Here is an 18,567-nt window from a genome sequence, read left to right as displayed (position 1 = left end):
GGGGCTATACTAAGGGTTGCGGCGATTTCAAGGATCAACCGTGTCGCTTGCCCCGGTATTTCCGTAAGGTCAAGGCTCGGGAGATCCGCGGGCGGCTGAGATGCCCCCAGCCGCACCAGAACACACAAGCGACAGGCGGGGCGCTGGTCAGACCATATCGAATTCGTCCGCGCTCATGTCCTCAACGGTTTCCGGCTCCGGCATGGCATAATCGTACAGGCTCAGTGCTGCCATCAGGTCCTGTCCGGACAGATCCTCTGTACCGCTGAGAGCACCGTCATAGGCCGCCAGCAGCGCATCGGCGCCCGCGAAACCGCCCTCCGGTGCTGCAATGCGGAACAGCTCTTCCTGGGTGCCGTCCTCGCCGGGGCCGTAAAAGACCACGCCCTCCACCGCGGCCAGATCGCCGCCCATCTCATCCGACAGGTAGTAAGACAGGTAGTTTTCAAAGGTGGGCTCGGTTCCCTCGGGAAGCGCCGGCACGCTGTAGGGGTTCGGATCGGGTTCTTCTTCCAGAATGTAGGTGCCCCCTAGCGGGTCGCCGGTTTCGGAAAACACCTCCCCGAAAAAAACCTTGCCATAGAAGGGGTCTTCCGGCTCCACCGGCTCCTCAGGATCGCTGCTGACGGCCTTGATGGAACCTGCGTCGGTGGTCGTGGAAGTGGCGCGGATGCCGAAGACGCCAATTTCATCCAGGTCTTCGATGTCCAGGGCAACCGTCATCGTATCCCCGGCCTGCAAGTAAGTTTCCTTGGCTTCTCCTTCCGGGCCTAGGCCGGGGCTGCTGAGTTCGGTGGCCTCGTCCCACTGCACTTTTTCGCCGTCGAGGCTGGCGCCATTCATGTTCAGCGGGCCCTTCAGCGCCTCGCTGGAGCCGGAGAAGTCGTCATCGCCAAAGTAGATGGCATTCACATCCATTGCGCCTTCGCCGACGGTGATATCGGCAAAAAATTCGCCGTTTTCCTCGTAAACGGTGACGGTGTAGGTGAGACCCTCCACCGCATAGGTAAAGATCTTTGAACTATCAGGCATAGGGGGGAGTTCCCTTGTGACCGGAAATGGCTGAGCGGCCTTGCCCTGCCGGCCGTTGCTGTTCAGGCATGCCGCATTTTCACAAATTCGCCTTATTTTTAACAAAATTTGCGAGGGCTAAAAACCACTCAGCCGGGAACAAACCTTCCCGATTGTATCCAATAGGTGAACGGAAGCGGGGCCGGGCGCATGAGCGCCTGCCGGTGACGCTCCGGACGTCCGGCAAAGCAAAAGCCCCGCCGGTCGGGCGGGGCTTTCTAATTTCCGCAGTGCGTGCGGGCCTTGGCCTTACTGCTTCAACGCCAGTTTCGGCGACAGCACGTCCAGACCGAGGGCTTCGCCGACCGCGTAGTAGGTCAGCTGGCCTGCGTGCACGTTCAGGCCGTTCAGCAGGTGCGGGTCGTCCTCACACGCCTGGCGCCAGCCTTTGTTGGCCAGGTTCAGCATGAAGGGCAGGGTCGCATTGCCCAGGGCCTGGGTCGAGGTGCGCGCCACGGCGCCCGGCATGTTGGCCACGCAGTAGTGCATGATGCCGTCGACCTCATAGATCGGCTCGGCGTGGGTGGTCGCCTTGGAGGTCTCGAAGCAGCCGCCCTGGTCGATGGCGACGTCCACCAGAACCGCGCCCGGCTTCATCTCCGACAGCTGCGCACGGGACACCAGTTTCGGCGCTGCCGCGCCCGGGATCAGGACCGCGCCGATCACCATGTCTGCCTCGCGCACCAGCTCGGCCGTTGCGCCGGCGGTGGAGTACTGGTTCTTGAACGAGCGGCCGAAGACGTCGTCCAGGTACTTCAGGCGGGTCAGCGACCGGTCGAGGATTGTCACATCCGCGCCCATGCCGGCCGCGACCTTGGCTGCGTGGGTACCGACGACGCCGCCGCCGATCACCACGACCTTGGCCGGAGCCACGCCGGGGACGCCGCCCATCAGCACGCCGCGGCCGCCGTTGGCCTTTTGCAGGGTCCAGGCGCCGACCTGCGGAGCCAGGCGGCCGGCCACTTCCGACATCGGCGCCAGCAGCGGCAGGCCGCCGCGGTCGTCGGTGACGGTCTCGTAAGCAATTGCAGTACAGCCGCTTTCCAGCAGGTCTTTGGTCTGCTCCGGATCGGGGGCCAGGTGCAGGTAGGTGAACAGCAGCTGGCCTTCGCGCAGCATCTTGCGCTCAACCGCCTGCGGTTCCTTCACCTTGACGATCATGTCGGCAGTGGCAAAGATTTCCTCGGCGGTGTCCAGGATCGCGGCCCCGGCGGAGACATAGTCCTCGTCGGTGAAGCCTGCGCCCATGCCGGCGCCTTTCTGGATGACAACCTCATGGCCGTGGCTGACGGCCTCGCGGGCGGCGTCAGGGGTCATGCCGACGCGGAATTCCTGCGGTTTGATCTCGGTGGGGCAGCCGATTTTCATGTGAGTCTCTCCTCAAAACTGTCTGCGGTCATTTTGCCGCAGGCAGCGGAAAAGGTGCTTCTTTTTTGGGCAAAATAAAAACATGCCTTTCGAAGAATCTTCGACTATACATGCCAAACCCAGCAAGGATCTTCGCGAAATGTCTTTGGACGAAACAGATCGTCGCATACTCTCGGTTCTGCAGAAACAGGGCCGCATCTCCAACGCCGACCTGTCGGAGCGGGTGAACCTGTCCGCCTCGGCCTGCCACCGGCGGGTGCAGCGGCTGGAGGCGGAGGGGTATATCCGCGATTATGTCGCGCTGCTGGATGCGCGCAAGATGAATGTGCCGTCAACGGTGTTTGTCGAGATCACCCTGTCCGGCCAGGCGGACGAGGTGCTGGACGCGTTTGAGAAGGCGGTGTCCAGAATCCCGGATGTGCTGGAGTGCCATCTGATGGCGGGGACGGCGGATTACATTCTGAAGGTGGTGGCGGAAAACACCGAGGATTTCGCCCGCATCCACCGTCAGCACCTGGCGCGGCTGCCGGGGGTGGCGCAGATGCAGTCGAGCTTTGCGCTGCGCACCGTGTTCAAGACAACGGCACTGCCGGTCTGAGGCGCCGGCGGGGGTGTTTTGCGTGCACCTCCTGTACACCCTCTGTGCACCCCCTGCGCGCCATCCGTGCCAGCGATGGACGGCGGCAGCAGCTGTTCCAGCCGGTTGCGCGGGCGTGGCTGGCTTTGGGCTTGAAACCGGGCGGAATTTCCGGTTGCCTTAAAGGAAGCTGCCGGCACGCGGTCTCCGGTCCGGGGGGCGCAGCCGGCAGATGGTTTTCCGTCACGCGCAGCTAGGTATTCCGCGGCTGTTCCGGCGGGATGACATCAAACATTCACATGCTGCCGGTAAAAGGCGGCGTTTGCACCACCTGACAAGGAAGGAACCCTGCCCGTGACCCGCGAATTTGAAACCGCATCCCTGGATTGGCTGGAAGCGGAGCTGCAGGACACGCTGGACGAGGATATCGAGATTGAGTTCTCCGAGCCGATGCTGAGCCAGGAGATCCGCAAGATTTATCGTGAGCAGCACCCGGAGATGCTCGACCGGCAGGTCTATTTCCGCAACCTCCTGCGGCTGCAGGCGGAGCTGATCAAGGTGCAGGACTGGGTGCAGCACACCGGCGCCAAGGTCTGCATCCTGTTCGAGGGCCGTGATGCGGCCGGCAAGGGCGGGGTGATCAAGCGGATCACCCAGCGGCTGGACCCGCGGGTGGCGCGGGTGGTGGCGCTGCCGGCTCCGAACCGCCGCGAGCAGAGCCAGTGGTATTTCCAGCGCTACGTGCCGCATCTGCCGGCGGGCGGCGAGATCGTTCTGTTCGACCGCTCCTGGTATAACCGCGCGGGTGTCGAACGGGTGATGGGCTTCGCCAGCGACGATCAGGTCGAGCAGTTCTTTCAGGACGTTCCGGAATTCGAGAGGATGCTGGTGCGGTCGGGCATTATCCTGCTGAAATACTGGTTCTCGATCACCGACGAGGAGCAGCAGCTGCGGTTCATGATGCGCATTCACGATCCGATGAAGCAGTGGAAGCTGTCGGCGATGGATCTGGAGAGCCGGATCCGCTGGGAGCAGTACACCAAGGCCAAGGAGGCGATGTTCAAGCGCACCAACATCCCCGAGGCGCCCTGGTATATCGTCGAGGGCAACGACAAGAAGCGCGAGAGGCTGAACTGCATCGAGCACCTGCTGACCAAGATCCCTTATGAGGAGGTGCCGGGGGAGAAGGTGGTGCTGCCGGACCGCAAGTACAATCCGGATTACGAGCGCCAGGTGCTGCCGGATGAGCTGTACGTGCCGAAAATCTATTGAAGCTTGAAGCCCCGGGCACTGCAGCCCGCACATGAAAAAGGGCGCGCCGCGGCGCGCCCTTTCGTGGTTTGCCCGGTGGGGATCAGAACAGGAAGTCGCCTGCGCTGAGGTCTTGGGAGGTGATGCCCGCCAGCAGCATGCTGTCGCCGTCGATGTCGGTGATCAGCAGGCCGTTTGCGGTCTGGCTGGTGTGGCTGTTCATCAGGTCGGCGTAGCTGGTGATGCCATCCGCCGCGCCCAGGTCGATGCGCTCGCCGCTGGCATTCGGGTTGAAATCGGTGACGGTGTCGTTGCCGCTGCTGAAAACAAAGATGTCAGCGCCGCTCTTGCCGGTCAGCCGGTCATTGCCCGATCCGCCGTCCAAGGTGTCGGAGCCGGCGCCGCCAATCAGCCTGTCCCTGCCGCCGCCGCCGTTCAGATCGTCCGCGCCGCCGCCGCCGCGCAGAACGTCGTTGCCGGCGCCACCGTCCAGGCTGTCACTGCCGGCCCGGCCAAGCAGCTTGTCGCGGCCGCCGTCGCCGCTGAGGCTGTCGCTGCCGCCGCTGCCGGTCAGGGTATCGTTGCCACCCAGACCGTCCAGGCTGCCTGCGCTGCTCAGGGTCAGGATGTCATCGCCGGCGGTGGCGCCGGTGCCGGTGCTGCCGCCAGAGCCGCCGCCGGAACTGCCGCTGTCGAGCTGCAGCGGCGCGCTGGTCTTGGCGAAGTTCTGGGTGACCATGACGGCGTCCCAGCCGTTGAAGTTGCCCTGCTCGATACCGATGCCGATCACCTCGACATTGGCGTTCAGGATGTTGGCGCGGTGGCCGGGGCTGTTCATCAGCGAATTGTGCAGATCGACGACGTCATCGGAGAGGCCGGCGGCGCCGCGCTCGCTTTGCCAGGCAATGTTTTCGGCCCAGGTCCAGCTGCCGGAAAAGACAAAGCCTGCGTCCTTCATCCGGTCGCCCGCGCTGGAGCCGCCCGCGCCGGTGTGGGAGAACACATCCTGCTGCAGCATCCACTCGCTGTGGTCTTCTGACGAATCGTTGAGGCGCAGCTCCAGCTGCACTGGATTGAGCCCGCGCGAAGTGCGCTCGGCGTTGATCAGGTCGAGCATCTGGCGCTCGAGTTCGCTTGCCTGTGACATCGTGTACTGCTCCGTGAGTGTGCCGACTGTGCGGCGGTTCGCCACCCGGTTAACGGAAAATCAGATGGCTGAAAGGGCGGCAGGGGGCAGAGGCGGGTTTGCGGCGAAGCTCTGCCCGAAGCGCCGGGCGCGATACGCGGAAACCTGCGCGCGAAGCACCGGCCAGCGGCCCGCATCCGCCGCAGGCGCCATCCCGCCGCCGGATGGGGCAGGATGGCACGGGGTGCGGCAAGGGATTCGGTCGCTGGCTGCCGGACGGCTGAGCAGGGTGGGATATGCCATCGGAGGGAACAGGAAGGCCGGGCGCCGGCGGGGGGAAGCTGGCGGCGCCCGGCATCTATGGAAACCCGGAGAGGCGTGCCTTGTTTGCAGGGACCAAGACGGGCGCCGGTATTAATGGGGGGAGGCGCAGCCTGCCCCGGGTTTCAGAGTTCCGGGTGTTCCAGGCCCGGGCGGCGGGAGCAAAGTTAGGGAAACGCATCAGACTTGCCCGGCCGCACTTCCTGTATAGCAGAACGAAAACAAGAAATACACCCTAAAGATGTAATCCGAAATATCTCACGATTATTGCGTGTGCTGCAAATTGCGCGGGCCGTGCTTGCAGCCAGTACAAATGACAAACCCCCGGGCAGGGCCGCGGGGGTCGTCTGATCTTATGTTCCGGCAGGTCCGGGGACCGCCGTAGTGCTGTCCAAAGCTGGAGAGCAAGGTGTGCTTACAGCAGACCTTCGCGCTGGGCTTTCTTGCGTGCCAGTTTACGGGCACGGCGGATCGCTTCAGCTTTCTCGCGCGCTTTTTTCTCGGACGGCTTCTCGAAATGTTGCTTGAGCTTCATTTCGCGGAAGACGCCTTCACGCTGCAGCTTTTTCTTCAGGGCACGAAGCGCCTGATCGACGTTGTTGTCGCGAACACTAACCTGCATGTGGTTTTCACCACCTTTCTAAGTTGAGTTGCAAGGATTTGCAGGAAGTGGCCGTATAGCAAAGCGCGCATATTTTGTCTAGTAGGGTGTCAGAACACTGCCAGCTGGAGGGTGAGATGACCGAAGACCAGGATCGCGCGCAGGACGATATCAGGGAAAAACTGTTGGATGCGGCGCTTTTGCATGTGCCGTTTGACGGCTGGACGGAGGTGACGTTCCGCGCCGCCTGCCAGGACGCGGATGTGCCGGAGGTGCTGGCCCACGCGGTCTGCCCGCGCGGCGGCGTGGATCTGGCGCTGGCCTATCATGCGCGCGGCGATTCGCGGATGCTGGCGCGGCTGGAGGCCGAGGATCTGTCCGGCCTGCGGTTCCGCGACAAGGTGGCGGCGGCGGTGCGCTTCCGGCTGGAGGCGGTCGATGACAAGGAGGCGGTGCGCCGCGGCACCACGCTGCTGACGCTGCCGCAGTATGCCGGCGACGGGGTCAAGGCGATCTGGAACACCTGCGACCTGATCTGGGAGGCGCTGGGCGACGGCTCGGACGATCTGAATTGGTACACCAAGCGCGCCTCGCTGGCCGGGGTCTATTCCGCCACGGTGCTCTACTGGCTGGGCGACGACAGCCTGAACCACCAGGCGACCTGGGATTTCCTGGACCGGCGCATCGACAACGTGATGGATTTCGAGAAGCTGAAGGCCGGGCTGCAGAAGAATCCGCTGCTGAAGCCGTTCCTGGTGGGGCCGAACTGGCTGGCGGAGCAGATCAAGCCGCCGAAAGGCCGTGATGATCTGCCGGGGTCGCTGAACCCGCGGCGCTGAGTCGGACACGGATCGACTGGCCGGACGGATCTGTCCGCAAAGGCGCCCGGCTGCGGCGCCTTTGCTGTTTGCGCCCCCCTTGCCGGATGCTAGGCAAGGGGCAAGGATCAGGAGGATATTTCCCATGACAGAGATGATGCGCGCGGTGGAAATCAGCAAGCCCGGCGGGCCGGAGGTGCTGCAGCTGTGTGAGCGCCCGGTGCCGCAGGCGGGGCATGGCGAGGTGGTGATCAAGGTGGCCTATGCCGGGGTGAACCGCCCAGACGCGCTGCAGCGCGCGGGCGCCTACGATCCGCCAAAAGGCGCCAGCGATCTGCCGGGACTGGAAGCCTCGGGCGAGGTCGTGGCGGTCGGTGCGGGCGTCAGCGGCATCAGCGAAGGCGATCAGGTCTGTGCATTGCTGCCTGGCGGCGGCTATGCCGAATATGTTGCAACACCGGCGGCGCATTGCCTGCCGGTGCCTGCCGGGCTGGACCTGAAACAGGCGGCCTGCCTGCCGGAGACCTTTTTTACCGTCTGGTCCAATGTCTTCACCCGCGGCGGCCTGAAAGCGGGGGAGCGGTTCCTGGTGCATGGCGGCTCGTCCGGGATCGGCACCACCGCGATCCAGCTGGCGCGGGAGTTCGGGGCGCGGGTGTTCGCCACGGCAGGTTCGGATGAAAAATGCCAGGCCTGCCTGGACCTGGGCGCCGAGCGCGCGATCAACTACCGCGACGAGGATTTCGTCCAGGTGTTGCAAGGCGAGGGCGGCGCCGATCTGGTGCTGGACATGGTCGGCGGTGATTATATCCCGCGCAACGTCAAGGCGCTGGCCGAGGACGGGCGGCTGGTGCAGATTGCCTTTCTGCAAGGGCCGAAGGTGGAGCTGAACTTTGCCCTGATGATGGTGAAGCGGCTGACGCTGACCGGCTCGACGCTCCGGCCGCAAAGCGACCTGGCCAAGGCGCGGATTGCGCAGGATCTGAGCGAGGCGGTCTGGCCGCTGATCGAGGCGGGCAAGGTGGCGCCGGTGATGGACAGCGAATTTGCGCTGGCGGACGCCGCCGCGGCGCATGCCCGGATGGAAAGTTCCGGCCATATCGGGAAGATCGTTCTGAAGGTAGCGTGATGCCTTAGGGGTACACGCGCAAGGGCCGGCGGATCCGCCGGCCCCTGTTTGTTTGCGCGGCTGCTACTGCACGGCGCGCCGGTAGAGGTGCCAGGTGGCATGGCCCAGCACCGGCACCACGATGATCAGCCCGGCCAGGAACGGGATCGCGCCGATCACCAGCGCGGATCCGACAAGCACGCCCCAGGTCATGCAGACGACGGGGTTCTTGCGCATCACCCGGATCGAGGTAGCCACCGCCACCGGGAGGCCCACGTGGCGGTCCAGCAGCAGCGGGAAGGACACGATGCTCATCGCCAGCGCGGCAAAGGCAAACACTGCGCCCACAGCGCCGCCCGCGATGGCCATGATCCAGCCTGCGCGGGTGGTCAGCACGTCGGCAGCAAAACTTGTGATCGAGGACGGCGGCTCCGGTCCCAGGGTGCGGCTGTAGATCATGTCCGCCGCCACCAGCCAGATGACGAACAACGCCGCCAGATACAGCCCCAGCACCAGAATGGCGCCGAAGGCGGGCGAGCGGGTGACGCTTAAGGCATCCACCCAGCGCGGCTCCATCCCTTCTTCGCGGCGCCTGGACATTTCATAGAGGCCGATTGCTGCCACCGGCCCGAGGATCGCGAAGCCCATGATCATGGGCACGATCAGCGGCAGCAGGTTCATCGACAGGCTCATCACGATCAGCGCGATGCCGATGAGCGGATAAAACAGCACCAGGAACATCGCATCGCTGCGGCAGGCGGCAAAGTCCTCCAGGCCCGCGGCCAGGGAATGGATGATGTCATCCATGCTCAGTTCGCGCGCCTGCGGCAGCTCCCGCACGCCGTCGCTGCCCATCTCGCCGACCGTTTCACTGATATGGTGCCCGGTGGTTTCTGCACCCTGCAGAAGCCAGCTGAGCGGGTTACCGATTGTCTTTGCCATGCGCTTCCTCCTCCTCGCTGACCAAAACGGAAGTGCCGTTTAGGCAGGGCCGGGCGCGGCACGTGGATTTATTGTAGCACGAAACGCGGCAAAGTCCGCTTCACAGGGCCTTTACCGCTGCGCGAGAAGAAGGGCGCCTTGCGGCGCCTGCCGCCGGCGGGAGTATTTGCGGAAAGGTGAAACGGCGGCGGCTCAGGCCGTTCCCCCTGCGACACTGCGGCGCCAGCTTCATCTTTCACCGAAATACTCCGGGGTGAATTGGCCGAAAGGCCAAGAGGGGCAGAGCCCCAGCCTGGCCTGCGCGCAGGGTCAGCGCACCGGCGCGAAGCGGGCATCTTTCAATGTGCAGTCCTTGATCGCATCGCGTCCGCAGGGGACCGGCGCGAGCGTTTTGGACAGGCAGATGCGGGCTTCCTGGATGGCGCCGTCCCGGCAGGTGATGGTCAGGCTGTCGCGCGACAGGGAGGGGTTCTCTTTCAGAAACGCATCCTCCACCACCGATGCGGGCAGGGTGACGGGTTTGTCCAGCTTGCGGAACACGGCGGGGCGGGTGACAGCGGCATAAGCCGCGCGCATCGCGCCGTAATAATTCTGCGCGCTGAGGCCGGAGCAGGTGCCGTGTTTCTTCCACTGATGCCAGGCGAGGCCCGCGCTGCCCATGATGTCCGCCATCTGGCGGCTCATGGCGCGGCTTGGCGGCGCTTCAGCCGTGCGGCAATAGCTGGGCCAGCCGCGGTGATATTGCGGCCAGAGCCCGTGCAGGGTCCAGCCGTGATCGTGGCGGGCATCGCATTGGTCCGCATTGCGGGCATCGCCCTCCTGCGCGCACCAGTTCGGCGACCAGCTGAGCGCCAGCACGTAATAGTCGAACTCGCCCGCCTGCTCGCCCTCTGCCGCTGCGAGGGTGGAAAAACCGGTCAAAACAGCCGCCAAACCCAGCAATAACTTGCGCATTGGCCTCTTTCCTTATGAAATCAAGCTGACTATATAGGGCAGAAGTTCCCCGACAACGGAAACCTGCCCCGCCAGCCGGGGACGCCCTTTCAGGCGGCGGGAGAGATGTATCCGGGGATCAAGGTGTTTTAAGGAGATGAGCACATGGCAAAACCGTTGATGGCCAAGGCAACCGCCGTGTGGCTGGTGGACAATACCACGATCAGCTTCAAGCAGATCGCCGATTTCGTGGGCATGCACGAGCTGGAGATCCAGGGCATCGCCGATGGCGAAGTGGCGGTGGGCGTCAAGGGGTTTGACCCGGTGGCCAACAACCAGCTGACCCAGGACGAGATCGACAAGGCGCAAGGCAACCCGCTGCACAAGCTGAAGCTCAAGTTCAACCCGGCCGCTGCCGGCGAGGAAAAGCGCCGCGGTCCGCGCTACACCCCGCTCAGCAAGCGCCAGGACCGTCCGAACTCGATCCTGTGGCTGGTCAAGTTCCATCCGGAACTGAGCGACGGCCAGATCGCCAAGCTGGTGGGCACCACCAAGCCGACCATCCAGTCGATCCGCGAGCGCACCCACTGGAACATCGCCAACATGCAGCCGATCGACCCGGTGGCGCTGGGCCTGTGCAAGCAGTCCGAGCTGGACGCAGCGGTGCAGAAGGCAGCGGCCAAGAAAGCTGCCGAAGGCGGCGTGATGAGCGACGACGAGCGCCGCAAGCTGGTGTCTACCGAGCAGTCGCTGGAAATGGACGCGGAGCCGAAGATCCCGAGCGCCATCGAAGGGCTGGAAACCTTCACCCTGGGCGGCGGCTCCTCCGATGAGGACGATAAAAAGGAAGAGGATATCCGCGACGCCGACAGCTTCTTCAACCTGCCTGCGGGCGGCGATGACGAGGACGAGGACGAAGACTCCCGGTTCTGATCCTGCGGGGGTTTCTGCGCCCCGGTTCGGGTAAATCATTAAAAAGCCGCAAATCCGGTGCTCCGGATTTGCGGCTTTTTCTGTTAGAATTGAGTCTCAAGGTTACAAGATGTTGACTATGCGCCGCCGTTTTGCGCAGCATGATGTTGCGGGGCAATCGTGTTCCAGGTTGCCTGCGGTCAGTGAAGTCCGGGAGCCCCCTCGCCAAAAAGGGCGGTTTCCCACTGTGTCAGGGACGAATGTTAACGAGTGATGCCAGCGGGCCGGTGCAGGGCGCCAGCCTGCACGGGGATGGCAGGAGTACGGGATATGGATGCATCGGGGGTGCCGCTGCTGGGGGACAGCTGCGGCTTCAATCTGGGGGTGTTGGCTGGCCTGCACGGGCTGGACTTCTGCCAGGAATTTGCGGGGCAGCTGGCCCGGGGAACGGGCGCGGATCTGGTCACCGTGGGCGAGCTGAGGGTCCGGGAGAGCGGGCGCATCAGGGTGCTGGCCAGCAGTTTCGACGGGCTGCCGCTGGGGGATTTCGAATATGAGCTGCGCGGAGCGCCGTGCCGCGACGTGGTGCTGAGCGGTGCGCCGCAGGTGCATTCTTGCCGGGTGCCGGAGCTGTATCCCGACGGCGGGATGTTCATTGAAGAGGGCCTGCGCAGCTATGCGGGGGTGGCCCTGATGGATCCGGGCGGCGCCGCCTCCGGCCTGGTGCAGGCTGCCTGGCGCGAGGACATCGGAGGCGGTTTGGCGCAGCAGGCGGTGGCGGTGATGCAGCAGTTTGCGCCGCGGCTTGGCGCGGAGATCGCGGGGCTGCGGCGGCTGGCAGCCCTGGCGGCGCTGGCAGCGGGGCCGGGCAGCAGCTGTCCGCGGGCGGCCGTGCGGCAGATTGCGCAGGTGCTGCAGGGCGCGCTTAGGGTGCGGGGTGCGTTTGTTGCTGAATGCAGCGCGGGCAGCCCGGACCGCGGCCGGGTGGCGGCGTGCTGTATCGGCGGGCGGCTGGCGGATGCGGCTGAAGGCCGGGCCGTGCGCTATGATGGCGCCGGAGCGCGGCTGCCGAATGGCTGGGAGGCCGTTCACCTTCCCGAGGGTCTGCAGCAGGCGGTGCCGCAGCCGCCGCAGAACCGGGACCGTTCCCTGCAATTCTGTTTCGGCTATCTGCTGCGGGATGCGGACGGCGCGGTGACGGGATGGCTCGGGCTGCTGCATGACCGCGGCATCGGGGTCGGGGCGCTGGAGCCGGATCTGACGGCGCTGATTGCTGCCCGCTGCAGCCAGGAGCTGCGCCGCTGCGCCGCCCGGCAGCAGCGCGAGCAGGCGGCGGCCGCACAACTTGTCCGGCACAAGGCCGAGAGCCTGGGGCGGCTGGCAGGCGCCATCGCGCATGAGTACAACAATCTGCTGGCCTCAATGCAGGGCAGGGCCGAGCTGGCGCTGGAGAACCTGGAGGCCGCGCATCCGGCAGAGCAGCATCTGCGGGCGGTGGAGCAGGGCCTGCGGGCCTCGGCCGGGCTGGTCCGGCAGCTGACAGGCTTTGCGAGGCCCGCCAGCGGCCCGGTGCCTGCGCCCTGCGACCTCAACGCCACCGTGCAGGAGGCGATGGAGCTGGTGCCCTTGGGGTGCCGGAAGGGCAAGGCAGTGGTGCTGGATCTGGCCGAAGGCGTGCAGGCGGCGCATCTGGACCCGGAGGAGGTGCGCGAGCTGGTGCTGAACCTGGTGCTGAACGCCGCGGAGGCGATCGGCCCGGGCGCTGGCACCATCACGGTGAGAACCCGGCGCACCTGCCTGGATGCCGCTGAGCGGCGGCGGCTGCTGAAGGGGCGCAGGATGGCGGCGGGCGACTGCCTGCTGCTGGAGGTCAGCGACACCGGCGGCGGCATGGGGCCGGACATGCTCTCCCGGATCTTCGACCCGTTTTTTACCACCAAGCCCGGCGGCCGCGGCCTGGGCATGGCGGTGGTGCTGGGCATCGTCAGCCGCCATCAGGGCGGGCTGTCGGTGGAGAGCCGCGAAGGCGCGGGCAGTGTTATCCGCTGCTATTTTCCGGCCTGCGCGGCGGCTGCGGCGGTGCAGCCGCCCGCGGCAGGGCGCGCTGCGGCGGTGCGGCGGATACTGGTGGTGGATGACGAGGACACCGTGCGCCGGGCGGTGGCGGGGCTGCTGCAGCTGCGCGGCTGCGAGGTGGCGCAGGCGGACGGCTATGACGCGGCGCTGGCGCTGCTGCACGCGAAGGGGCCGTTTGACGGCGCGGTGATCGACATGAGCATGCCGGGGCGCGGCGGCTGGGAAACGCTGGCGGGCCTGCGGGCGGCGCAGCCCGGGTTGACGGCGGTGATGATGAGCGGCTTTGCGGTCAGCGCGGCGGCGGCGGGGTTCCCGGACTTGGGCGATGTGCAGGTGCTGGACAAGCCCTTCACCAAGGAAAAGCTGTACAAGGCGCTGTTCCGTTAGGCAGGGCCGGGGCCGGTCTGCGCTGGCGCGCGGCGCGGTTGCGCCCCGGGCGCGCCGTCAGATTTCCTTGCGTGCGCTGAGAGCCGCGGAGATGGTGCCGTCGTCCAGATAATCCAGCTCGCCGCCGATCGGCACGCCCTGCGCCAGCGAGGTCAGTTTCACCTGTCCCTGCAACTGGTCGGCGATGTAATGGGCGGTGGTCTGGCCGTCGATGGTGGCATTCAAGGCCAGGATCACCTCGCTGACGCCTTCGGTGGCAACCCGGTCCACCAGCCGCGGGATACGCAGATCTTCCGGCCCGACCGCGTCCAGTGCCGACAAGGTGCCGCCCAGCACATGATAGCGGCCTTTGAACACGCCCGCGCGCTCCATCGCCCAGAGGTCGGCGACATCCTCGACCACGCACAACTCGCCATTGGCGCGCCGTTCGTCGGTGCAGATCGGGCAGATCTCGGTGGTGCCGGCATTGCCGCAGTTGAGGCATTCGCGGGCCGTCGCAGCGACCTCGCTCATCACGTCGGCCAGGGGTGTCAGCAGCAGCGCCCGCTTGCGGATCAGGTGCAGCACAGCGCGCCGGGCCGAGCGCGGCCCCAGCCCCGGCAGCTTGGCCATCAGGGCAATCAGGTCTTCAATTTCGCTGTTGGAGTTCTTGATCATGCCGCGGGCCCTTTTCTTCCCAGTCATATAGGCTGATCGGGGCAGGGAAGCGCAAGGGCCGGGCGGGAAAATGTTCGGGGTTTGTTTTTCCGCGGGACCAGGCTATGCCTTGGCATGGCTGACGGAGGGGCGGCATGGAAAACGGCGCTTCGCGGGAGGATAACGGAGGTCCGCAACTGCGGTTTGCCCGGCTGGCGGAGGTGCCGCTGCAGGAGATTGCCCGCCATATGAGCGACCCGCGGATGGCGGAGCATATGCCGCTGCTGACAGGGGCCTGGGACGAAGCCTTTGCCAGGGATTTCGTGGCGGCCAAGGAGGCGTGCTGGCGGCGCGACGGGCTGGGCCATTGGGCGTTTCTGCGCGGCGATGCTTACATTGGCTGGGGCGGGTTTCAAAAAGAAGGAACCGAGTGGGATTTCGGTCTGGTGCTGCGGGCGGATTGTTTTGGAATGGGCCCGGCCATTGCCCGCAAGGCGCTGGCGTTTGCCCGCCGGGATCCGCGTATCCCCTTTGTCACCTTCCTGCTGCCGCCGACGCGGCGCCACATGCGCCCGCTGGAGCGGCTGGGGGCGGTGCAGACCGGGGAAGTCCAGTACCAGGGGCAGCTGTTCCTGAAGTTCCGGCTGGAGACGGGCTGAAACGGGCCTGTGGCAGGCAAAAGAAAAGGCGGCTCCGGGTCGCCGGGCCGCCTTTTGCAAACGATATGCGGGCCGCTTAGAACGGCAGCTTGATGTCCTTGGGCAGGCCCATGCTTTCGGTCAGCTTGGTCATCTCTTCCTGCGCTTTTTCGGCCGCTTTGGCCTGAGCGTCCTTGATCGCGGCCAGGATCAGGTCCTCGACCACTTCCTTGTCGTCGCCGTTGAAGATCGACGGGTCGATGTCCAAACCTTTCAGGTCGCCCTTGGCGGACGCGGTCGCTTTGACCAGGCCCGCGCCGGCCTCGCCGGTCACCATGACGTTGTGCAGGTCTTCCTGCATCTGCGCCATCTTGGTTTGCAGTTCCTGTGCCGATTTCATCATCTTGGCCATGTCGCCAAGACCGCCGAGACCTTTGAGCATCTGTGTTCTCCTGAGATTTCCGGTTTGGAGGACAAATACGGGGCGCAGGACCGCGAAACAAGGGGGAGGATCGTCCTGCGCTAAGAGTTTAGCCGCCTTCCGCCCGGCCGGCCCCCACGGGGCGGGCGCCCCGCCGGCACAGGCGCTGCGCTAACATTCTGAAACGGGGCTGGAAAAGCCGAAAGCGAGGGGAGAGGGTTCAGCCGTCCTCAAACGGGTCCCATTCGTCCTCCACTTCGGGCAGGGCGTCGGCGGCAACTTCGGCGGCCAGTTCCTCCGGCGTGCGGATGCGGGTGATCTTGGCCTTGGGGAAGCTTTCCAGCACCGCCTGCACCAGAGGATGCGCGGCGGCTTTCTCGCGCAGGGCGTTCTCGGCGGCGTCGCGCACCTCGGCAATCGTGGGGGCGTCGCCATCCGGCGCGATGGAGACCACCCAGCGGGCGCCGGTCCAGTTCTGCAGCGCCGAGCCAAGCCGGGCAGCCAGATCACGCGGCGCCTGTACCGAGGGGGTGAATTCGATCCGGCCCGGCTGGTAGGAGACCAGCCGCACACCGGTTTCGACCTCGACCAGCAGCTTCACGTCGCGGTTGGTGCGGATCAGTTCGACCACATGCTCAAAACTCGGGTAGCGGGCCAGCGCGGAGCTGACCTGCGGCGCCAGCGCCATCACCGTGCCGCCGCCGCCACGGGCCATTGGCGCGCCGCCGGCCGGACCGCCTTGGGCACTGGCTGGTGCAGTGACGCCAAGCGCCGGAGCGCCCATGCCTTGCATCGGCGCACCGCCGCCGGGACCGGATGGCGGCAGCGGCGGGGGCGGGGTGTCCTGCAGTTTGCGGATCAGCTCCTCGGGCGAGGGGAGGTCGGCCACATGGGTGATGCGGATCACAGCCATTTCCGCCGCCATCATCGCGTTCGGGGCGGCGGCGACTTCCTCAAGCGCTTTCAGCAGCATCTGCCACATGCGGGTAAGGACGCGCATCGCCAGCGCGTCGGCCATCGCCTGCCCGCGGGCGCGTTCGTCCGGGCCGACGGTGGGGTCCTCTGCCGCATCGGGGGTGATCTTCACCACCGAGACCCAATGGGTGATCTCCGCCAAGTCGCGCAGCACCGCCAGCGGGTCGGCGCCTTCGGCGTATTGCGCGCTGAGTTCGGTCAGTGCCGCCGCCGCATCGCCGCGCAGGATCATGTCCATCAGGTCCAGCACCCGGCCGCGGTCGGCAAGGCCCAGCATGGCGCGGACCTGGTCCGCCGTGGTCTCCCCCGCGCCGTGGGAAATCGCCTGGTCCAGCAGCGAAGTCGCATCCCGGGCAGAGCCTTCGGCAGCGCGGGTGATCAGCGCCAGCGCGTCGTCGGCAATCTGGGCCCCCTCAGCGGTGGCGATCTTGCGCAGCAGGGAAATCATCACCTCCGGCTCGATCCGGCGCAGGTCGAAGCGCTGGCAGCGCGACAGCACCGTCACCGGTACCTTGCGGATTTCGGTGGTGGCGAAGATGAACTTCACATGCGCGGGCGGCTCCTCCAGCGTCTTCAGCAAGGCGTTGAAGGCGGAGGTCGACAGCATGTGGACCTCGTCGATGATATAGATCTTGTAGCGGGCGGAGGCGGCGCGGTACTGCACCGAGTCGATGATCTCGCGGATGTCATTGACGCCGGTGCGGGAGGCCGCGTCCATCTCCATCACGTCGACATGGCGGCCTTCCATGATCGCCGTGCAATGCTCGCATTTGCCGCAAGGATCGGTGGTGGGGCCGCCCTGGCCGTCCTCGCCGACGCAGTTCATGCCCTTGGCGATGATCCGCGCGGTGGTGGTTTTGCCGGTGCCGCGGATGCCGGTCATGATAAAGGCCTGGGCGATCCGGTCGGCGGCAAAGGCATTTTTCAGAGTCCGCACCATCGCGTCCTGGCCCACCAGATCGGCAAAGGTTTCGGGCCGGTATTTGCGGGCCAGAACCTGATACTGGGATTGGCCGGTGCCGCCGGTTGTGCCGCTGGGGATGTCGTTCATGATCTCTCGTGCCGGATTCGGATTGCGGGGCGTCCCGCGTTGCGCGCAGGGTATTGAAGCGCAGCCCGTTCGTCCACCGCAGAAGGGCGCAATCCGGGGCCGTAAAAGGGCTTTGGCATTGCCCGGTTAACGGCTAGGCTGCAGGGGCGGGGCAACGCGGGGGACAGCAGGGACGCAGCGGCTAAGGAGGCGGTATGCGATCTGAAGACACCTCTGAACCAGAAGCGCCGGACACGGCGGCGCCGGCCGGGCTGACCATCCACGCGCTGTCTGCGGGCGGCGGAATTCTGGCGCTGTGCCGGCTGCCCGGCGCGGAGGGCGATTACCGGGGCGACCTGATCCAGATTTATCAATGGAAGCCGGGGCTGGTGTTCTCAATGACCACGGAGGCCGAGCACGTGGCCGCCGGGGCGCCGCGGCTGGGGGTGGATATCCAGAGCATGGCCTGCCGCTGGGTGCATCTGCCTGTGCCGGATTTCCAGGTGCCGCCGCCTGCGGTGGCCGCGAAATGGCCTGCGGCCAGCCAGTCGGCACGGCAGGCGCTGGCGGGCGGCGGCCGGGTGCTGGTGCATTGCAAGGGCGGCTGCGGGCGGTCGGGCATGGCGGTGCTGCGGCTGATGATCGAATGCGGCGAGGATCCTGCGCTGGCGCTGGCGCGGCTGCGGGCGGTCCGGCCCTGTGCGGTGGAGACTGAGGCGCAGCTGGATTGGGCCTGTGCGGCGCAGGTGGCAGGATAGATCGCTGGGCCACCCAAACCTGCTTTCGCCCGGCCCGTGGTCCGGGCTGAAACCGATCCTCCCGCCAAACCGCAGGTTTGCCTCCGGCAAAACGTGAGGGCGCATGCGCCCCCTCACAGGTTCGGGCGCAGTCCATAGAGCACAGGCGAATTTGCGCTCAGAACGCTATCATCTGCTCAGCCTGCCGCGCCTCCGCTGTCTTCGGCAGCGCCTCCATCAGCGCGCAGGGGCGGGCGTCCAGTCTGGACGCCGCAAAGCCGGTGCCGTTGCAGTTGAGGATGGCATCGGCAAAGCGGTCGAGGCCCTCGCGCGGGGCGTCCTCGCCAACGCCGCAGAACAGGCGGATCCGGTCATGGCTGGCGGCGAACTGCGCCGGGCAATTGCGCGGGCAGCCGTCCAGCGCGGTGGTGCCGGTGATCTCGAAATCCTCCTGGGTCAGGGGCTTGGCCTTGGTCATTGCCTCGGCCAGCTTGCCGATCATCCGCTCAGCTGCAGGGCAGGGGCGCCCCAGATACTTGCAATCCGTCGCCGCATAGAAATGCGTTGTGTCCGTCCACATCATATTTGCGCCCTCCGCGCGTGGTGCGGGGGCAAAAGATCAAGAGACCGGATGAGAAA

General features: G+C 65.8%; 18 protein-coding genes. 8 read left to right on the top strand and 10 right to left on the bottom strand.

Annotation, left to right across the window (positions count from 1 at the left end; translation table 11 throughout):
• Positions 1-147: 147 nt before the first annotated feature.
• Together DAEP_RS0111105 and ald are read right to left on the bottom strand one after the other, a co-directional pair.
• Positions 148-1,032: a hypothetical protein gene (locus tag DAEP_RS0111105; RefSeq protein ID WP_027244696.1), complete on the bottom strand. Its 885-nt coding sequence runs from the start codon at positions 1,030-1,032 to the stop codon at positions 148-150.
• 288 nt (positions 1,033-1,320) lie between these two features.
• Positions 1,321-2,439, bottom strand: a complete 1,119-nt coding sequence (gene ald, locus DAEP_RS0111100; RefSeq protein WP_027244695.1) for an alanine dehydrogenase — start codon at positions 2,437-2,439, stop codon at positions 1,321-1,323.
• A gap of 139 nt (positions 2,440-2,578) precedes the next feature.
• Between ald and DAEP_RS0111095 the strand changes: the two genes are divergently transcribed.
• Complete coding sequence (locus tag DAEP_RS0111095) at positions 2,579-3,037, top strand: Lrp/AsnC family transcriptional regulator (protein WP_008556791.1); 459 nt, start codon at positions 2,579-2,581, stop codon at positions 3,035-3,037.
• Between the two features lie 333 nt (positions 3,038-3,370).
• Positions 3,371-4,288 carry a polyphosphate kinase 2 gene (gene ppk2, locus DAEP_RS0111090; RefSeq protein ID WP_008554675.1) on the top strand — a complete coding sequence of 306 codons (918 nt, stop codon included), beginning with the start codon at positions 3,371-3,373 and terminating at the stop codon, positions 4,286-4,288.
• An 82-nt stretch (positions 4,289-4,370) separates the two neighbouring features.
• Here the strand turns inward: ppk2 and DAEP_RS0111085 are convergent, their stop codons facing one another.
• A complete protein-coding gene (locus DAEP_RS0111085) occupies positions 4,371-5,414 on the bottom strand; it encodes a CAP domain-containing protein (RefSeq protein ID WP_027244694.1) in 1,044 nt (347 codons plus the stop codon).
• A 715-nt stretch (positions 5,415-6,129) separates the two neighbouring features.
• The gene (gene rpsU, locus DAEP_RS0111080) at positions 6,130-6,336 is read right to left on the bottom strand and encodes a 30S ribosomal protein S21 (protein WP_005614280.1); all 207 of its coding nucleotides are present in this window, start codon (positions 6,334-6,336) and stop codon (positions 6,130-6,132) included.
• Positions 6,337-6,452: 116 nt separating this feature from the next.
• On the opposite strand from rpsU, the gene DAEP_RS0111075 reads away from it, so the two are divergent.
• Together DAEP_RS0111075 and DAEP_RS0111070 are read left to right on the top strand one after the other, a co-directional pair.
• On the top strand, positions 6,453-7,154 hold the full coding sequence (locus tag DAEP_RS0111075; protein WP_008557983.1) for a COQ9 family protein: 702 nt from the start codon (positions 6,453-6,455) through the stop codon (positions 7,152-7,154).
• A 124-nt stretch (positions 7,155-7,278) separates the two neighbouring features.
• Complete coding sequence (locus DAEP_RS0111070) at positions 7,279-8,262, top strand: NAD(P)H-quinone oxidoreductase (RefSeq protein ID WP_027244693.1); 984 nt, start codon at positions 7,279-7,281, stop codon at positions 8,260-8,262.
• A gap of 63 nt (positions 8,263-8,325) precedes the next feature.
• On the opposite strand, the gene DAEP_RS0111065 is transcribed toward DAEP_RS0111070, so the two are convergent.
• Positions 8,326-9,183 carry a DUF2189 domain-containing protein gene (locus DAEP_RS0111065; RefSeq protein ID WP_008554820.1) on the bottom strand — a complete coding sequence of 286 codons (858 nt, stop codon included), beginning with the start codon at positions 9,181-9,183 and terminating at the stop codon, positions 8,326-8,328.
• A gap of 309 nt (positions 9,184-9,492) precedes the next feature.
• Positions 9,493-10,137: a ribonuclease T2 family protein gene (locus tag DAEP_RS0111060; protein WP_008556616.1), complete on the bottom strand. Its 645-nt coding sequence runs from the start codon at positions 10,135-10,137 to the stop codon at positions 9,493-9,495.
• 144 nt (positions 10,138-10,281) lie between these two features.
• On the opposite strand from DAEP_RS0111060, the gene DAEP_RS0111055 reads away from it, so the two are divergent.
• Both DAEP_RS0111055 and DAEP_RS0111050 read left to right on the top strand, forming a co-directional pair.
• Positions 10,282-11,049 carry a DUF1013 domain-containing protein gene (locus DAEP_RS0111055; protein ID WP_027244692.1) on the top strand — a complete coding sequence of 256 codons (768 nt, stop codon included), beginning with the start codon at positions 10,282-10,284 and terminating at the stop codon, positions 11,047-11,049.
• 309 nt (positions 11,050-11,358) lie between these two features.
• Positions 11,359-13,491 carry a hybrid sensor histidine kinase/response regulator gene (locus DAEP_RS0111050; RefSeq protein WP_027244691.1) on the top strand — a complete coding sequence of 711 codons (2,133 nt, stop codon included), beginning with the start codon at positions 11,359-11,361 and terminating at the stop codon, positions 13,489-13,491.
• A gap of 57 nt (positions 13,492-13,548) precedes the next feature.
• On the opposite strand, the gene recR is transcribed toward DAEP_RS0111050, so the two are convergent.
• Positions 13,549-14,148, bottom strand: a complete 600-nt coding sequence (gene recR / locus DAEP_RS0111045; protein WP_008554673.1) for a recombination mediator RecR — start codon at positions 14,146-14,148, stop codon at positions 13,549-13,551.
• A gap of 134 nt (positions 14,149-14,282) precedes the next feature.
• On the opposite strand from recR, the gene DAEP_RS0111040 reads away from it, so the two are divergent.
• On the top strand, positions 14,283-14,786 hold the full coding sequence (locus DAEP_RS0111040; protein ID WP_051337376.1) for a GNAT family N-acetyltransferase: 504 nt from the start codon (positions 14,283-14,285) through the stop codon (positions 14,784-14,786).
• Between the two features lie 76 nt (positions 14,787-14,862).
• Here DAEP_RS0111040 and DAEP_RS0111035 read toward each other — a convergent pair whose 3' ends face one another.
• Complete coding sequence (locus DAEP_RS0111035; RefSeq protein ID WP_008556296.1) at positions 14,863-15,207, bottom strand: YbaB/EbfC family nucleoid-associated protein; 345 nt, start codon at positions 15,205-15,207, stop codon at positions 14,863-14,865.
• 199 nt (positions 15,208-15,406) lie between these two features.
• Entirely contained in the window at positions 15,407-17,212 is a 1,806-nt protein-coding gene (locus DAEP_RS0111030) for a DNA polymerase III subunit gamma/tau (protein WP_027244689.1), read from the bottom strand.
• Positions 17,213-17,406: 194 nt separating this feature from the next.
• Here DAEP_RS0111030 and DAEP_RS0111025 point away from each other — a divergent pair, with 194 nt between their 5' ends.
• Entirely contained in the window at positions 17,407-17,949 is a 543-nt protein-coding gene (locus tag DAEP_RS0111025) for a protein-tyrosine phosphatase family protein (RefSeq protein ID WP_008557845.1), read from the top strand.
• Positions 17,950-18,106: 157 nt separating this feature from the next.
• On the opposite strand, the gene DAEP_RS0111020 is transcribed toward DAEP_RS0111025, so the two are convergent.
• The gene (locus DAEP_RS0111020; RefSeq protein ID WP_051337373.1) at positions 18,107-18,511 is read right to left on the bottom strand and encodes a hypothetical protein; all 405 of its coding nucleotides are present in this window, start codon (positions 18,509-18,511) and stop codon (positions 18,107-18,109) included.
• Positions 18,512-18,567: the final 56 nt, after the last annotated feature.

Origin of the sequence: Leisingera daeponensis DSM 23529, assembly GCF_000473145.1 — a bacterium.
Lineage (GTDB): Bacteria > Pseudomonadota > Alphaproteobacteria > Rhodobacterales > Rhodobacteraceae > Leisingera > Leisingera daeponensis.
The sequence above is the reverse complement of the archived record's forward strand: the minus strand, read 5'-3'. Positions and strand labels throughout refer to the sequence as shown.

Excerpts from the sequence above, each read along its gene's own strand:
- DAEP_RS0111075 (WP_008557983.1), top strand. The coding sequence starts at position 6,453 with ATGACCGAAGACCAGGATCGCGCGCAGGACGATATCAGGGAAAAACTG.
- DAEP_RS0111035 (WP_008556296.1), bottom strand. The coding sequence starts at position 15,207 with ATGCTCAAAGGTCTCGGCGGTCTTGGCGACATGGCCAAGATGATGAAA.
- DAEP_RS0111025 (WP_008557845.1), top strand. The coding sequence starts at position 17,407 with ATGCGATCTGAAGACACCTCTGAACCAGAAGCGCCGGACACGGCGGCG.
- ald (WP_027244695.1), bottom strand. The coding sequence starts at position 2,439 with ATGAAAATCGGCTGCCCCACCGAGATCAAACCGCAGGAATTCCGCGTC.
- DAEP_RS0111085 (WP_027244694.1), bottom strand. The coding sequence starts at position 5,414 with ATGTCACAGGCAAGCGAACTCGAGCGCCAGATGCTCGACCTGATCAAC.
- DAEP_RS0111055 (WP_027244692.1), top strand. The coding sequence starts at position 10,282 with ATGGCAAAACCGTTGATGGCCAAGGCAACCGCCGTGTGGCTGGTGGAC.
- DAEP_RS0111095 (WP_008556791.1), top strand. The coding sequence starts at position 2,579 with ATGTCTTTGGACGAAACAGATCGTCGCATACTCTCGGTTCTGCAGAAA.
- DAEP_RS0111050 (WP_027244691.1), top strand. The coding sequence starts at position 11,359 with ATGGATGCATCGGGGGTGCCGCTGCTGGGGGACAGCTGCGGCTTCAAT.
- DAEP_RS0111040 (WP_051337376.1), top strand. The coding sequence starts at position 14,283 with ATGGAAAACGGCGCTTCGCGGGAGGATAACGGAGGTCCGCAACTGCGG.
- DAEP_RS0111070 (WP_027244693.1), top strand. The coding sequence starts at position 7,279 with ATGACAGAGATGATGCGCGCGGTGGAAATCAGCAAGCCCGGCGGGCCG.
- DAEP_RS0111020 (WP_051337373.1), bottom strand. The coding sequence starts at position 18,511 with ATGATGTGGACGGACACAACGCATTTCTATGCGGCGACGGATTGCAAG.
- rpsU (WP_005614280.1), bottom strand. The coding sequence starts at position 6,336 with ATGCAGGTTAGTGTTCGCGACAACAACGTCGATCAGGCGCTTCGTGCC.
- DAEP_RS0111060 (WP_008556616.1), bottom strand. The coding sequence starts at position 10,137 with ATGCGCAAGTTATTGCTGGGTTTGGCGGCTGTTTTGACCGGTTTTTCC.
- recR (WP_008554673.1), bottom strand. The coding sequence starts at position 14,148 with ATGATCAAGAACTCCAACAGCGAAATTGAAGACCTGATTGCCCTGATG.
- DAEP_RS0111030 (WP_027244689.1), bottom strand. The coding sequence starts at position 17,212 with ATGAACGACATCCCCAGCGGCACAACCGGCGGCACCGGCCAATCCCAG.
- DAEP_RS0111065 (WP_008554820.1), bottom strand. The coding sequence starts at position 9,183 with ATGGCAAAGACAATCGGTAACCCGCTCAGCTGGCTTCTGCAGGGTGCA.
- DAEP_RS0111105 (WP_027244696.1), bottom strand. The coding sequence starts at position 1,032 with ATGCCTGATAGTTCAAAGATCTTTACCTATGCGGTGGAGGGTCTCACC.